Source organism: Clostridium paraputrificum AGR2156 (assembly GCF_000424025.1).
GTDB classification, from domain to species: Bacteria; Bacillota; Clostridia; order Clostridiales; family Clostridiaceae; genus Clostridium; species Clostridium paraputrificum.
Genome location: NZ_KE384123.1, coordinates 18,042 through 31,034 on the forward strand (window position 1 = coordinate 18,042; position 12,993 = coordinate 31,034).

Genomic DNA, 12,993 nt, shown 5'->3' on the forward strand with positions numbered 1-12,993 from the left:
GAACATTTCATCTCTTTCCTTATATGTTATCTAAAAATTAATTGTTGATTGTAACCATGCTGCTATCTTATCAGCACCTAGTAAAACTATTAATCCTACACATCCAGCAAGTGCATCATTCTTTGAATCCTTAAAGCTTTCTTTGCACCAAAAACACTTAAATGCTACCCTAGTAAAACAAAATGTTGCTCCTACTATTCCTAAACCTTGTAATGCTTTTAATATAGTCATTCCTACATTAATAAATGAATCCATTTTAATTCCTCCTTAAATCTTATAAATAATTACATATTTTTTCTTGCTTCTAAACCTTCTTTTAAAACTTTCATATTGCTTGTTATAACTTTTAAATGTTGCTCATTTAACCAATCTTCGTATGTAACTCCATTGGCTTCAAGAATTGTTTTGGCTAACTCTTGTCTTTCCTTATCTACTTTTGCCATACCTTCACCCCCTTTCAAATAAAAAAGAACTTCTCGGCTAGTGCCTGTCAGAAGTTCTTTTCTTAAAAGTATTTATATAAAAAAGTGTCCCCTGGGGACACTTTTAATCACTATTCAAATATAATTATTATTCCATCCAAAAATTATATTTTCATTGCCTCTTTTAGAATTATTATCTATTTTCAAAATTGAAATTACTGTATTTACTTTATCCATATCTAATTCTGATAACTTATTGTTTTTCAAAGTTTCTTTTAACCTTTTTATCTCTATAAAATATCTTATCAGCTACTATACCTAATACAATTCCTATTGTAATTGGTATTATTACCACTACTACTGATACTATATTAATTAATACAGGACTAATTTCCATACAAAACCTCCATCAACAAAAGTGTCCCCCGGGGACACCTTTATTCAACACTTAAATATAATCTTTTACTATTACTTATCTTTGAAACTACAATTACTGCATTAATATTGTTTATATATAACATAAAAATGTCCCACTGGGACACCCTATTTTTCTTCAATTACTTCTTTAGCTATTCTTCTTATTTCTTCTCTTTCATCTTCTGTAAATATATTCATTGATTTATCATAATCTTTTTTAATCAATCCTTTAACATATTCTGAAAAATTATAGTTTTTAGTTGCATAATCATGTATTTCATTTTCAGATTTTCTAAAACTTACAGAATGAATTTTACTCATATTATTTTTCCTCGTATAGTTGATCTAATGTTATATTCAATGCTTCTTTTATTTTTCTTGCAGTTGGTAGAGTTATATCATCTACATCACCATGCTCTATCTTCCATAAAGTCTTATAACTTATACCGCTTACTTTAGATAGTTCTTTAAGTGAGTAACCATTCTTTTTTCTATACTTTTTTAAATTTTCTCCAACTATCATAACGACTTACACTCCTAACCAGCTATTTTTTCTAGCGATATATTTAATGCTTTTGATAATCTTAAAAGTTTTGACATTCTAATATTAGGTATTTTATTATTCTCTAACTTAGATAAAAAATCTAAGCCTACTATGGCTTTCCTATCCAAATCCGCCTGACTTAAACCTGCCTCAACTCTGTAATATTTAATTCTTTCACCTACACTCATTATTTTACCTCCTTGATTTTAAATATTATTGATGTTATTATTGGTTTAAGCTTTGGTTTTGGAGGTTATTTTTTATCTCCAATTTGTGTCCCCCGGGGACACTTTTTTTATTTCTATTCTATATACTTTTCCTGCCACTCAAAAATTATATTTTCTAAATTTCTTTTTTTATTTCTATTAGCTCTATAAATACATATTAGTGAGTTAATCATTTCCATATCATTTTCATTTAATCTATTAAATTCTATATCATCTCTTAACTCGCTAATACTACTTATAATAGAATATAAAACTCTTTTATTTTCCCAACTATTATTCATGTAAAGTTCGTCTAATCCCCTATATGCTAAATTAGCATAATAGCCAATTATTTTTCTTTCTTCTTCTTTTTCAAATTGTAGTGATTGATTTTCCTCATCTTCTATTATATCTAGTGAATTAATCTTCTTTAATTTATTATAATTCTTACTCTCTTTAAATTTAGAATACAAAATTATTGCTAATATTCCTATAACTATTAATATTGCTATAGAAATTATTCTAACCTCATCCATAGTATTTCTCCTTTCTTTATAAACTAATATTTATCATTGTCGAAAGCATAATTGCTGGAACAAATGCTATTTTATTTCCTTCTTTAAACCTCATATTCTTTATAGAAAAATATTTAAAGTTCAGTATTGGTAACAAAATACTTGACATTAACATTATTAATAGTAATTTTATTAAAGGATTAATTGTATTTAATGCTACTATAAAATATCCAATAGCAATGAATACTTCATTATCTCCACCAGCATATGCACCAGTAAGCTTAAATATAAAGCTTATAATTACAAAGAAAATATAAGCTGTCACTCCTGGTATTGTATCTACTCCATTTAACACTTGATATCCCCATAAACCTAGTGATATTGCCATTGTTATATAATTTAAAAAACAATATACCTTCTGTATTTTGTAATCAATATAAGCTGATACAGTAAGGTAAATTAATAAATAATAATAAAACCAATAATAACTTGTTCCTTTATATCTGACATATAAAAAGACATTAAAAAAGAGTATTAGCAATGCTAATACTCCTTTTTCCTTATTTAACATTTTAAAACATACTTCTTTATCTACTTTTCCAAGTAGATTTATAATAAGAAATACTATAAACATACTTATTATAGATAGAATTAAACTCATAGCTTTCTCCTTACTCTGGTAATCTAATCCTTGTTCTTAGTTTATCTGTAATCTTCCCTTTAACCTGTAATGCTGGTTGTGAAACTTTCTTTTCTTCACCTTTAAAAGCTTCTACTGTAACACTATAGTTTCCACTAACTGCTTCTAAAGGAATAAAGAATTCATAGTCAATATTTTCTTCATCTTTAGGGGTTAAAACCATTTCTGTATTTAAGTTACTATCTAACTTTGATAATGCTTGTGGGAAAGTTATCTTTACCCTCTCAACTCCACCTTGTAACTTTATCTTTAAAACTCCCTTTTCACCGCCCATGAAAATCGGCTCATGAGGGGATAAAACTCTTTCTATTGTTGCTGAAACATCAAAATCATTAACTTCAATATTATCTTCTTGTGCATAATTTCCAACCCTATCATAAGAATTAAATTGTGCTATTATTTTCTCATACCCACTAGGAATAATACTTCTAATTTCTTTACTATCATAATCTATTTCAAAAGTTAAATCATAGTATTCTATTCCATTTTCGGTCTTTACCTTAGTTCTTTCCTTTTCGGGTATATCTACATAATTATTTTTATTTTCTGCTTTAACTCTTAAATATTGTTTATCTAATCCTGCACCTGCTCTTTCCTTAGTTCCATCGCCTCTAACATCTCTAACACCTTTTACAGTTACTATTGGTTTTCTATAATTACTATCATTAACCTCAATATTATCCCATTTAGGTGCCCTTCCATCTGTTTTTACAGTTCCTTTCTTTTCATAACTTGATCCTTTTCCATTTGCTGAATCACCAGCTATATAAATATCATAATCTACATTGTCCCAATCAAATCCCACTCTAAACTTAGAACAATATTCCCATTGCCCTGTATCTGACGTTCTATAAAAATCATGTCCTCCATCATTTATAAGGCTTGTACTATCATTATCATTGTAATGACTATATCCTTTATTCTCATTTATAACATACCTTTCATCTATAACCTTATCTCCTTTAGGATTATATGTTGTTACAAATCTCATGTAGTTTTTATTAATTCTATTTACACTAGAACTTGCTGGTTTTTGAAATGTATACATCCAAAGGTTAATAGGCTTCTGTTTTCCTGAATCTTGAATACTATCTTGTGGTCTAACCCACATAGAGTTCACATTACCGTTAGCCATATCATCTATATAAATATCTTCATTATCAGAAGTAGCCCTATATATTCTTCCATTAGAAGGAGTTGTCATGCTCCTTACTGTAATACTCATACTATCAATTAAATACAAATATCTATATCTATCATTACCACTACTTGGTATTTGTGGAGCGTCAACTACCTTTAAATATACAGATTTAAGTTTTCTACCATTAGTCCATTTAGGCATATTATCTGTATTATAGGTATAATTATAGGTTTCCTTATATATAGGCTTTTTACCATCATTATACCCTCCCATTGTTCCTGGATCTCCACGAACTACTCTTCCATTATCTAATGTTATCTCTGCTATAACCTTAACTTTTGCATTCATCTGAGCTTGAGTTAAGTCATTATATGCAGACATTTTTGAACCATACGCATAACCATACGCTGCCACATTAAGTTCAAAGGCAGTTCCAATCTCCAATGGCTCCGGAAAAGATATTCCTCTCTCATACGCCCAATAATTAGTTCCTTGTGGTTGCTGACTTATTTTATGTTCTCTAATTTTAGACTTTAATCCAAATTCTGTTGTAGAATTCCAAGCATATTGAAAGTAACGCCCTCCATCTGTTGAATACATTCTCGAATCCCCACCATTACATAAAGCACTACTAACTTCACCATAATCATAAGCTTTAACTTCAATAGAAAAGTTATTATTTATTATTAACAATAAAAAAAAGACTAAGAGTAAACTCTTAGCCATAAATCTATTCTTTTTCAATTAAATCACTCCCTTATAAATCAGTCATATCAAGGGCATATACTGTTACTGTAAATGTACCATCTCCATTACTATTACACACTGCATAGTTTGCAAAAATAGTTTGATAATTATAGCCACATCCAGATAATCTTCCATCAGCTAATGATCTTGACCAAACCGCCGGATCATCTGAATATTTAAACGTATCAGTAAAAGTTAATACTTTTCCTGTCGCCCTACACTCCCAGCTCTCACTAACTAATTTATTAGTAGGAATAGGGGTTCTATTTAAAGCATAATTTTTTATAGCTGTATAAGCTGGCATACCTGAATAATCATCACCATAAGCAAACCCTTGGTCTAACATTCTAGCATTAAATTTATCTGTAGTTGATTTATCGAATCCTTTTGCTGGATAACTTGGTTTTTCCGGTTCAACTGGCTTTGAAGGCTCTGTTGGTTTTTCCGGTTTACTTGGCTTACTTGGTTCAGACGGCTTATTATTATTATTATTGTTGTTATTATTATTATTTGAATCTCCACCATTGCTTGGTTTATCTGTTGGCTTATTACTAGAACCATTATCTGAATTTCCACCATTACTTGGCTTATCTGTTGGTTTATCTGCTATTACTGGTGGCTTTGGACTTGGCTTTACTGTTTGTCCACCGGAAGATGTAACTTTATCGCCATCTACTTTATCAACTTTAACTGTTGTTCCATCTTCTGTTTTAGCAACTACTGTTTCACCCTTTGATTTCTTTTCTTCAACTAACTTTTCCACTTCTTCTCCACTTGCAACAACATTACCTTCTTTATCTGTAGCTACTAGTTCACCACTTTCATTTTCAGTTAATATTATATCAGCTTCGCTTTCGTTAACTTCTTCTACTTCTCCACTACTTGCTAATGAATTATTTGAATTCTTATATGCTATAACTCCAACAACTCCAGTTGCAATTAATCCAACTGATATTGCACCAACAATTAATTGTAGTCTTGTACTTTCTTTTATTTTATATATTAAATCCTTGATTTTCTTCATGGTATTTCCCTCCAGGTTATGTTTATTTCTCCTAATCATTTACATAATTATACCATATTTTGACCATTTTTTCAATGAATTTCTTATATTTTATTACATTTTTGGAATATTATATATTTAATTTAATATATAATTAAATATTCTTACTAATTCTTAACGTTCCTTTATTCAAGTAACTATTCAGCTTTTCTGAATCATCTTTTGAAACTAATATATTTATTGTTAGTGCTGATAAATCTGAACTTCTATCTATTTGCAATCCATCTGAACTTATTGCTTTATCAACATAAATATCTTCTAGCACAATCATACTTTCATTTGTGTTATTATCTATGATTGATATATCTATAATATCTCCACTTCTTAATATACCTCCTACCACTTGTGATATATCAGAAACATTAAAAGATACTTCTACTAAGTCATCTATATCCTTAAATTTATCATCCTTTGATATAAAGCTATTATTAGAAACTACTTCACCTTTATTTATATTTTCTTTTGCAACCTTATTTATTAATTCATCTTTTGTTTTTACTGCTCCAGTTACTTCTAATGCTCCATCTATATTATTTTTTTCAGTAAATAACTTTGATATATTTTCTTCAGTAATTACCGTTCCTTTATCTATATCAGAAACTGCTACAAATCCTTCTACAGTTCCATTTGGTTTCAATAAACTCTTTTCTACAAACAATAATGCTATAAATACTACTATGGCTACACAAGCACTAATAATTAAACTTTTCGGTTTAATATTCTTCATATTATTTCCTCCTAATATTTTTTATTTTGCTTATAATAAAAAGTGTCCCCGGGGGACACTTTTACACCGAAACTATATTCCCTTAAATAACTCTTGAATTTTTGTTCCAGCAAATGTAGTTAATGTTTGAATCAAAACAGTAGCTGCATCCCTAAAGATAAATAGTAATACTACTCCTACTATTAACATTCCATTTTCCTCTAATATTCCTTTTGCTCCATCTTTCTTGAATGCTAATAAATTTCTCGCTTTTACTTTTGCCTTTCCTGCCATTACTGCTCCTAAATAATTCATGTTTTTTAATGCTCTTGTCATTTTAATTCCTCCTAATCTTATATCTTTAATTTTTATAAATCAAAAAGATGTCCCCGGGGGACACCTTTTAATAATCTGTTGTTTAATTTTCAACCTTTATTCTATTCCTTATCAGTTATATCTACTGTTTTATCTTTATACACATAGGTTGTACCATTCATAAATCCTTTTACATTCATGCCTATTTTACTGTAAACAGTTGTCGTTTCTATTTTTACACCATCTGGAGTTTTCATTGTTCCTACGGCATTTGGATATACCTGCTTTATTATATTCCCATTACGTTGCCTTTTGGTCATATGAATGTCATTTCCATTTACATTGTAAATAGTAAATATCTCGATTGTTATACCTCCGTCTATTAGGTTTGATGTTTGAGGTACAAAGTTATTGTCAAGCCTTAAATTATTCTTTAAAGCTTTCTTATATTGATCAAATGATTTATTAAAATCATTATTTACTATTGTATTGCTTTGTCCATACTCATTTAAATCAACTGTTGCTGCTGCTAAATTAGACATTACTAATCCATCATCTATAAAATCATTAACTATTTCAATTTGCTTAGACTTAATCATAAAAAGACAGAAGATTATAGCAATAGATATAGCTGGTATTAATATAAAATTCAAGGATATACCATCTTTTTTCTTTAACTTCATTAATTGCACCTTCTAATCTTTAGATATTGATGATTCATCTATATAAACATCAACCATACTGTCTTTTTTATCTACTTCAAATATTCCTTTTATATTAAAGGTGTTTGTAGCTACCTTTCCCGAAACCTTTAATTTTATATCTTTACCATAACCAACTTTACTTTTAGTTGTTCCAACAGTTGAAATATTAGTCACACCAATTTTTTTTAAGTCTTTTATCATTTCTTGCTCATCTGTACTTGATAGATACCCCTTAGATTCCATCAACATCATATAATCTCGTCCTACTCTATCTATCTTACTTTTCTTCTCCATATCAGAAAAAGCATATATAGAAACAATAACTATAATAAATATAGATACAAGACTTATTACTAATATAGCGTATTTATCTACTTTTCCTTCTTTCTTTTTTAGTTTCATAGAACACTCCTTTCTCAAGAATTTATTTTAAAAGTGTCCCCGGGGGACACCTTTAAAACTATATTCCTTGGAATAAAGCTTTTACTTTTTCTCCAGCAAATGTAGTTAGTGTTTGGATCAATACAGTAGCTGCATCCCTAAAGATAAATAGTAATACTACTCCTACTATTAACATTCCATTTTCCTCTAATATTCCTTTTGCTCCATCTTTCTTGAAACCTAATAAATTTCTCACTTTTCCTTTTGCTCTTCCTGCCATTACTGCTCCTAAATAATTCACGTTTTTTAATGCTCTTGTCATTTTAATTCCTCCTAATCTTATATCTTTAATTTTTATAAATTAAAAAGATGTCCCCGGGGGACACCTTTTCCAAACTAAAATTTTGAAACGCTATTTATTAATTCTAAATAGAAAATAAAAAATGAAGTTGCAATTACTCCAACATAAACCATAAGTTGAAGATACGTTACTTGTCTTTCTATTTCATTTTCTTCTTTTCTAAAACCAGCTTCTGATATATCTTCTAATTGTTCTGTAACATCTTCAAGTATCTTTAATGTTTTACCACTTTCAAGTCCCGACTTGATTATTGCACACAAAGAATCTATATGAGGATTATCAAATTTATCATTGAAATCCTGTATTGCTAGTTCTATATCTTTATCTCTAATTAATTTACCATTAAGTATTAAAAGAGCTTCTTTTAATCTTTCATTTCTTACTTTTAAATAACATTGCCCTAAAGCTTCATTTATAAAAACTCCAGCTTTAGTTTGAATCCTTAATGTGTCATATATAACTTTTATATCAGGCATCATATCTTCATTATCCCTTCTATTACTTCTTTTAACTAAGTAATCTGGTAATATGAATCCTATACAAGCCAATACAATAGTAATTCCCATACTCTGCTCTCTTAAACTTAAAATAATAAATAATAACGAGAACCCTATCTTAAGTAAAATAAACTTTGTAGGGGTTTCTTCCTTCCCCATTTTTCTTAAATATCTATCTAACCTTTCATAGCTAAAATATCCTTTAGAATTTCTTTTTAATCCTTTATCTATAGTTTTATTTGTTAATGACACTAAGTTTATATTTTTGCTATTTAATACAAATAGAAATAATGAAATACAAGCTATACCTAATAAGATTAACTTAATTATCTGAACACTATCATACATCATACTCTATCTCCTTTATCAAAGGATATAAACTTCCAAACTATATACCCTAATGTAATAATCCAATATACTAGAATTAAATTTCCTATAATGTCATTTAATAAAGCATTACCTAATCCAGTTGTAAAACTACTAAGCATGTATATTGTTGCAAAGCCCATTATAAGACATGCAATAATATCACTTCTTCCAGCAGCTATTAACTCCTTTCTCTTTTCCTTTGCATTTGAATAAGCCTTTAAAGAGTTTCTCTCATCATCAATTATTTCATTATAGTTAGCTTCATTTTGAGAAGCTAATTCTATATTTTCTATAACTCTTTTTAACCTTTCACTTTCTGCTTTATTCTTTAAGTTCATAAATGCTCTGTCATAATCACCAGTTGTACTTACCTCATTATAGAAAGTTTCTATATATGTTCTTAAAGGATCATTTAAATAAGGATACACATTTCCCATAACAGATAAAATATCATTACTACTTACTGAATAACTTTCAACTAAATTTACAAACTTAGTTATCTCATTATCAACTCGTTCATAATTTAATCTAGCCAGTATATATAAAGAACTATGAATTATTAAGATTGATAATGTAATACCTAAAACTGCTCCTATTAATCCAAAAATTAAATTTCCTATAACAAAAGCAATTACTGATATTATTCCTAGAAATAATAAGTATATTTCTGTTGATAAAAACGGAATCTTTTTTCTAATTTCACTCCTTTCAATTAGCAAATCCAACCTATAAAAAAAGGATGTATTTTCTACATTCCCTTCTTCAAAATAGATTTTTTCTTTTTGCTCTTTTCTTTTTTCGTATCTTTCATCAGCCGTAGAATAAATTCTATAGACCGATTTTTCTATAGCCCTATTTTTCTTAATATAATCTAATAGGCTATAAAACATTTTTACTAATGCAAAAAACAATATAAACTTAAATAAAGAAACTACTGACATTGTTTTTCCCATCCCCTCCTTTTTTCATATATAGATACAAAAAAGTATCTATCAAAAACATAATTAATGTTTCTCATAGATACTTTCTTACAGTAAAAAAGTGTCCCCCGGGGACATCTTTTAGTTTTTAAAATCTTACACCATTTTATTAAATTTAGCACCTTTTTTTCATAAAATCATTTTTTTATAATAAAAATATCAAATGAATAATGACATTGTGCCTAAAAGTTATTATTCAATGTTCACTTGCATATATAAGAAAACAACTCTAAAAAAGATAAGTTCCCCCCTTGGTACTTATCTTTTTTTCATTCCTAAATAACATTTAACTTCTACTTTATTATTACTTTATAATATTTTAGAATTACAAACTATCATTCATATGATTTTTCAGCCCACCCTGGAATACCATCTGTATAGATAACATCTTCTTCAAAAGGATATTTTCCTTTTATGATCATCATACACTTTTTACAAGCAGTACCACTCCAATAAAATCCACCACCATAATCTGTATATATTTCAATAGCTTCTTCATAATGGTTACAACTAACTTTTTCTTGCTTCCATTTTCTCCAATTATCTATCAATTCATCATAGGTATCATATAATTTAGGAATACATATATCCGAAGTGCCATTATATTCAAAATACTTAATGCTCCCATCATCAAATCTAACTTCTCCATTTGCATGGCTCATATTTTCCCCTCCTTTTCTTCGTACTTTCTACATAATATCCACATAGCTTGTACTTTCTTAGAATTACGAATCACTTATATGAATATAAAGAATTAAATCTTTTCTAATAAGTGTTTCCCTGCCAATATTAACACTATTTATTTTAAATATGTTTTCTTCATCATTTGCTAACCATTTATCAATTTTTTCTACACCTTCTTTATCACATTCAGAAAACTCTAAACTTTGCCCACCAACAAAATATATTATAATCTTCATCTACATTATCCTTTCTATAATCTTTTAATAAGTTTTTCTTTTCTTTTTTCATATATATAAATACGAAAAAAATTATAGATAATGTATACAATTAAAAGAATAGCCATTAGAGCTAAACAATAAAATGAACTTCCATCATTGTCAAATAAAATTTTTACCACATCTGGAACTGGAATAAGGAAAACACTAGAAAGTAATCCTGTTATAAATAAATAACAAAATGCTGATGATATATTATTAATTCTTTCTCTTTTTTTTAATTCAATAAAGTTTTCTATATTCAACTCACCAAAGCTAACATATTTAATAGTTTTAAACAAAAATATATCACACCCTAGTTCCTTACAAACTTGTATTAATTCATCTTCTGAATGTTTATTTCCTATTTCTTTTAAAAGTGTATCTACACATTTGAATTGAGTTCCTTCACTCAAGGAATTATATATATTATTTTCTATTGTTTTTCTTAAATCAATTTTTTTATCATTTTTAATTTGTTCTTTGATTTCTTTGATATTCATATTTTTTCCTCTTTCTTAATTCAAATTAAGATAAAAAAAGATGTCCCCCGGGGACACCTTTTAATCATTTAACATTGATTAGTCAAAAAAAGCATACTTTACTTTTGATATTATTTTAAAATTAATTTTTTCACCATACTCTATATTTTCAAATTCTTGCTTACTTATTAACTTACATTCAGCTTCTCCATTTTTACAATGCAATACAATAGTTTTTATATCTTTTGTTATATATCTATTATCCGAAGTAGCTTCAATTTCTATATGAAATAACCCATAAGAATACATTCCATCCTTAACCTTATATATATGTTTTATACACCTTTTACTTATAAAAAATTCTAAGAACCTAATGCCTTCACTTACTATCACCAAAATTATATACTGTAATAACCCAAACATAATATCACTAATTTGTATTTTATTATTAATTAATAATTTGATTATTAGTATATTTTCTATTAAGAATATAATTAAAATAATAAGCATTACTATTTCTTTAAAATCTGTTTCTAATCTTAAATAAGTTTGAACTATCAACAACAGAAGTGATACTACTAAAACTAAAGTTAATATTATTGGTAATCTATAGGAATATAAGTTATTAAAAAAACTATTAAATTCATTTATAATATTCATTTATATTTAAATCCTTTCCTAACATTTCATTCTTATAATTACTAATTATCTTCTTTTCTTTTTTCTACCCAATTTCCTAGCAAAATTAAGTTCATCATTTAGAGATTTTACGTTATTTAAAAAAGAAGATATGCCTTGATTAGCTAAACTCTTATTTTTAAAAGAATGAATTTGAGTATTTGAGTTTTGATAATTTTTAATTCTGGCTTCTGCTCTATTCAATTACTATCACATCCTTTTATTTAACCTACAGTTCCATCACTGTAAAAATAACTATACATTCCGTCACTAAAGTATATTTTAAATTTATCATCGCTCAACTTTTCTACCTTTGTTGGAACGTCTTGTCTATTGTTACATCCACACCCATTTAAATATCCTATAAACAATCTAATAACTAACTCACTATCCTTAGGTGATAATTTATCTAAGCCTTTCATTTTAAGTATTTCATTGCCATTTAGCACCTTTAGGCACTACCGCATTTCAGTAGCGGAACTTTTCACTCTGTTCAAAAACCCTACCTTCAATTTTGGTTAAAAATTTATTGTTTTAAAATCTGCTTTTATCTACTCTAAGCAAATATAAAGACTTACTTATTGATACATTCTTCGTTATGGCTACAAACAGTGCATACCAATTTTCTGTATAGTTCTGTACCTTAAATAACTCTGCTCTTTTATCTTTTGTAAGCATTTCTACCACTCCATTTACTTTATTTCTATAATCCTATTAATCTCTTTAGTTTCCAAAACATCATTCTTCTCAATCTCTAATTCTACATATTTATTTATACTGTCCTTACAGATATAATAAATATCCTTTTCATTTGAATAATACAACTC

At 27.7% G+C, this 12,993-nt stretch carries 25 protein-coding genes; all 25 read right to left on the reverse strand.

Annotated elements, in window-relative coordinates:
• Positions 1-30: 30 nt before the first annotated feature.
• The 25 genes from G594_RS0117660 to G594_RS20255 all read right to left on the reverse strand — a co-directional run bounded on the left by G594_RS0117660 (position 31) and on the right by G594_RS20255 (position 12,844).
• Entirely contained in the window at positions 31-255 is a 225-nt protein-coding gene (locus G594_RS0117660; RefSeq protein WP_027099761.1) for a hypothetical protein, read from the reverse strand.
• 29 nt (positions 256-284) lie between these two features.
• Positions 285-443: a hypothetical protein gene (locus tag G594_RS20240; protein WP_155849333.1), complete on the reverse strand. Its 159-nt coding sequence runs from the start codon at positions 441-443 to the stop codon at positions 285-287.
• Positions 444-557: 114 nt separating this feature from the next.
• Positions 558-689 (reverse strand): hypothetical protein, encoded by a 132-nt coding sequence (locus G594_RS20670; protein ID WP_278244173.1) that lies wholly within the window; start codon positions 687-689, stop codon positions 558-560.
• Entirely contained in the window at positions 676-819 is a 144-nt protein-coding gene (locus G594_RS20245; RefSeq protein ID WP_155849334.1) for a hypothetical protein, read from the reverse strand. The genes G594_RS20670 and G594_RS20245 overlap by 14 nt, the downstream gene beginning before the upstream one ends.
• Positions 820-965: 146 nt before the next feature.
• Positions 966-1,160 (reverse strand): hypothetical protein, encoded by a 195-nt coding sequence (locus tag G594_RS0117680; RefSeq protein ID WP_027099762.1) that lies wholly within the window; start codon positions 1,158-1,160, stop codon positions 966-968.
• Position 1,161: 1 nt separating this feature from the next.
• Complete coding sequence (locus G594_RS19390; protein ID WP_034867250.1) at positions 1,162-1,362, reverse strand: helix-turn-helix domain-containing protein; 201 nt, start codon at positions 1,360-1,362, stop codon at positions 1,162-1,164.
• A 14-nt stretch (positions 1,363-1,376) separates the two neighbouring features.
• A complete protein-coding gene (locus G594_RS19395) occupies positions 1,377-1,571 on the reverse strand; it encodes a helix-turn-helix domain-containing protein (protein ID WP_034867254.1) in 195 nt (64 codons plus the stop codon).
• 113 nt (positions 1,572-1,684) lie between these two features.
• Complete coding sequence (locus tag G594_RS0117695) at positions 1,685-2,125, reverse strand: hypothetical protein (protein WP_027099763.1); 441 nt, start codon at positions 2,123-2,125, stop codon at positions 1,685-1,687.
• A gap of 16 nt (positions 2,126-2,141) precedes the next feature.
• Positions 2,142-2,765, reverse strand: coding sequence for a hypothetical protein (locus G594_RS0117700; protein WP_027099764.1), 624 nt, complete (start codon positions 2,763-2,765; stop codon positions 2,142-2,144).
• Between the two features lie 10 nt (positions 2,766-2,775).
• Complete coding sequence (locus G594_RS0117705; RefSeq protein WP_027099765.1) at positions 2,776-4,689, reverse strand: hypothetical protein; 1,914 nt, start codon at positions 4,687-4,689, stop codon at positions 2,776-2,778.
• Positions 4,690-4,702: 13 nt separating this feature from the next.
• The gene (locus G594_RS0117710) at positions 4,703-5,716 is read right to left on the reverse strand and encodes a hypothetical protein (protein WP_027099766.1); all 1,014 of its coding nucleotides are present in this window, start codon (positions 5,714-5,716) and stop codon (positions 4,703-4,705) included.
• Between the two features lie 133 nt (positions 5,717-5,849).
• Positions 5,850-6,482, reverse strand: coding sequence for an SAF domain-containing protein (locus tag G594_RS0117715; protein WP_027099767.1), 633 nt, complete (start codon positions 6,480-6,482; stop codon positions 5,850-5,852).
• 72 nt (positions 6,483-6,554) lie between these two features.
• Positions 6,555-6,797, reverse strand: coding sequence for a hypothetical protein (locus G594_RS0117720; RefSeq protein ID WP_027099768.1), 243 nt, complete (start codon positions 6,795-6,797; stop codon positions 6,555-6,557).
• Positions 6,798-6,898: 101 nt separating this feature from the next.
• On the reverse strand, positions 6,899-7,459 hold the full coding sequence (locus tag G594_RS0117725) for a hypothetical protein (RefSeq protein WP_027099769.1): 561 nt from the start codon (positions 7,457-7,459) through the stop codon (positions 6,899-6,901).
• A gap of 12 nt (positions 7,460-7,471) precedes the next feature.
• Positions 7,472-7,882 (reverse strand): hypothetical protein, encoded by a 411-nt coding sequence (locus G594_RS0117730; protein WP_027099770.1) that lies wholly within the window; start codon positions 7,880-7,882, stop codon positions 7,472-7,474.
• A gap of 58 nt (positions 7,883-7,940) precedes the next feature.
• The gene (locus G594_RS0117735; protein WP_027099771.1) at positions 7,941-8,183 is read right to left on the reverse strand and encodes a hypothetical protein; all 243 of its coding nucleotides are present in this window, start codon (positions 8,181-8,183) and stop codon (positions 7,941-7,943) included.
• A 74-nt stretch (positions 8,184-8,257) separates the two neighbouring features.
• A complete protein-coding gene (locus G594_RS0117740) occupies positions 8,258-9,070 on the reverse strand; it encodes a hypothetical protein (protein ID WP_027099772.1) in 813 nt (270 codons plus the stop codon).
• Positions 9,067-10,041, reverse strand: a complete 975-nt coding sequence (locus tag G594_RS0117745) for a type II secretion system F family protein (protein WP_027099773.1) — start codon at positions 10,039-10,041, stop codon at positions 9,067-9,069. The genes G594_RS0117740 and G594_RS0117745 overlap by 4 nt, the downstream gene beginning before the upstream one ends.
• A gap of 362 nt (positions 10,042-10,403) precedes the next feature.
• On the reverse strand, positions 10,404-10,730 hold the full coding sequence (locus tag G594_RS0117750) for a hypothetical protein (RefSeq protein ID WP_027099774.1): 327 nt from the start codon (positions 10,728-10,730) through the stop codon (positions 10,404-10,406).
• Between the two features lie 63 nt (positions 10,731-10,793).
• Positions 10,794-10,988, reverse strand: coding sequence for a hypothetical protein (locus tag G594_RS0117755; protein WP_027099775.1), 195 nt, complete (start codon positions 10,986-10,988; stop codon positions 10,794-10,796).
• Between the two features lie 14 nt (positions 10,989-11,002).
• Positions 11,003-11,509 carry a hypothetical protein gene (locus tag G594_RS0117760; RefSeq protein ID WP_027099776.1) on the reverse strand — a complete coding sequence of 169 codons (507 nt, stop codon included), beginning with the start codon at positions 11,507-11,509 and terminating at the stop codon, positions 11,003-11,005.
• Between the two features lie 78 nt (positions 11,510-11,587).
• On the reverse strand, positions 11,588-12,148 hold the full coding sequence (locus tag G594_RS0117765; protein ID WP_027099777.1) for a hypothetical protein: 561 nt from the start codon (positions 12,146-12,148) through the stop codon (positions 11,588-11,590).
• A gap of 45 nt (positions 12,149-12,193) precedes the next feature.
• Positions 12,194-12,370, reverse strand: a complete 177-nt coding sequence (locus G594_RS20250; protein ID WP_155849335.1) for a hypothetical protein — start codon at positions 12,368-12,370, stop codon at positions 12,194-12,196.
• A gap of 20 nt (positions 12,371-12,390) precedes the next feature.
• Positions 12,391-12,588 carry a hypothetical protein gene (locus G594_RS0117775; RefSeq protein WP_034867259.1) on the reverse strand — a complete coding sequence of 66 codons (198 nt, stop codon included), beginning with the start codon at positions 12,586-12,588 and terminating at the stop codon, positions 12,391-12,393.
• 112 nt (positions 12,589-12,700) lie between these two features.
• Positions 12,701-12,844 carry a hypothetical protein gene (locus tag G594_RS20255; protein ID WP_155849336.1) on the reverse strand — a complete coding sequence of 48 codons (144 nt, stop codon included), beginning with the start codon at positions 12,842-12,844 and terminating at the stop codon, positions 12,701-12,703.
• Positions 12,845-12,993: the final 149 nt, after the last annotated feature.

Excerpts from the sequence above, each read along its gene's own strand:
- G594_RS0117725 (WP_027099769.1), bottom strand. The coding sequence starts at position 7,459 with ATGAAGTTAAAGAAAAAAGATGGTATATCCTTGAATTTTATATTAATA.
- G594_RS0117660 (WP_027099761.1), bottom strand. The coding sequence starts at position 255 with ATGGATTCATTTATTAATGTAGGAATGACTATATTAAAAGCATTACAA.
- G594_RS0117755 (WP_027099775.1), bottom strand. The coding sequence starts at position 10,988 with ATGAAGATTATAATATATTTTGTTGGTGGGCAAAGTTTAGAGTTTTCT.
- G594_RS0117700 (WP_027099764.1), bottom strand. The coding sequence starts at position 2,765 with ATGAGTTTAATTCTATCTATAATAAGTATGTTTATAGTATTTCTTATT.
- G594_RS0117765 (WP_027099777.1), bottom strand. The coding sequence starts at position 12,148 with ATGAATATTATAAATGAATTTAATAGTTTTTTTAATAACTTATATTCC.
- G594_RS20245 (WP_155849334.1), bottom strand. The coding sequence starts at position 819 with ATGGAAATTAGTCCTGTATTAATTAATATAGTATCAGTAGTAGTGGTA.
- G594_RS0117745 (WP_027099773.1), bottom strand. The coding sequence starts at position 10,041 with ATGGGAAAAACAATGTCAGTAGTTTCTTTATTTAAGTTTATATTGTTT.
- G594_RS0117710 (WP_027099766.1), bottom strand. The coding sequence starts at position 5,716 with ATGAAGAAAATCAAGGATTTAATATATAAAATAAAAGAAAGTACAAGA.
- G594_RS20240 (WP_155849333.1), bottom strand. The coding sequence starts at position 443 with ATGGCAAAAGTAGATAAGGAAAGACAAGAGTTAGCCAAAACAATTCTT.
- G594_RS0117775 (WP_034867259.1), bottom strand. The coding sequence starts at position 12,588 with ATGAAAGGCTTAGATAAATTATCACCTAAGGATAGTGAGTTAGTTATT.
- G594_RS0117735 (WP_027099771.1), bottom strand. The coding sequence starts at position 8,183 with ATGACAAGAGCATTAAAAAACGTGAATTATTTAGGAGCAGTAATGGCA.
- G594_RS0117695 (WP_027099763.1), bottom strand. The coding sequence starts at position 2,125 with ATGGATGAGGTTAGAATAATTTCTATAGCAATATTAATAGTTATAGGA.
- G594_RS0117715 (WP_027099767.1), bottom strand. The coding sequence starts at position 6,482 with ATGAAGAATATTAAACCGAAAAGTTTAATTATTAGTGCTTGTGTAGCC.
- G594_RS0117760 (WP_027099776.1), bottom strand. The coding sequence starts at position 11,509 with ATGAATATCAAAGAAATCAAAGAACAAATTAAAAATGATAAAAAAATT.
- G594_RS0117750 (WP_027099774.1), bottom strand. The coding sequence starts at position 10,730 with ATGAGCCATGCAAATGGAGAAGTTAGATTTGATGATGGGAGCATTAAG.
- G594_RS19395 (WP_034867254.1), bottom strand. The coding sequence starts at position 1,571 with ATGAGTGTAGGTGAAAGAATTAAATATTACAGAGTTGAGGCAGGTTTA.
- G594_RS0117680 (WP_027099762.1), bottom strand. The coding sequence starts at position 1,160 with ATGAGTAAAATTCATTCTGTAAGTTTTAGAAAATCTGAAAATGAAATA.
- G594_RS19390 (WP_034867250.1), bottom strand. The coding sequence starts at position 1,362 with ATGATAGTTGGAGAAAATTTAAAAAAGTATAGAAAAAAGAATGGTTAC.
- G594_RS0117740 (WP_027099772.1), bottom strand. The coding sequence starts at position 9,070 with ATGATGTATGATAGTGTTCAGATAATTAAGTTAATCTTATTAGGTATA.
- G594_RS0117720 (WP_027099768.1), bottom strand. The coding sequence starts at position 6,797 with ATGACAAGAGCATTAAAAAACATGAATTATTTAGGAGCAGTAATGGCA.
- G594_RS20255 (WP_155849336.1), bottom strand. The coding sequence starts at position 12,844 with ATGCTTACAAAAGATAAAAGAGCAGAGTTATTTAAGGTACAGAACTAT.
- G594_RS0117730 (WP_027099770.1), bottom strand. The coding sequence starts at position 7,882 with ATGAAACTAAAAAAGAAAGAAGGAAAAGTAGATAAATACGCTATATTA.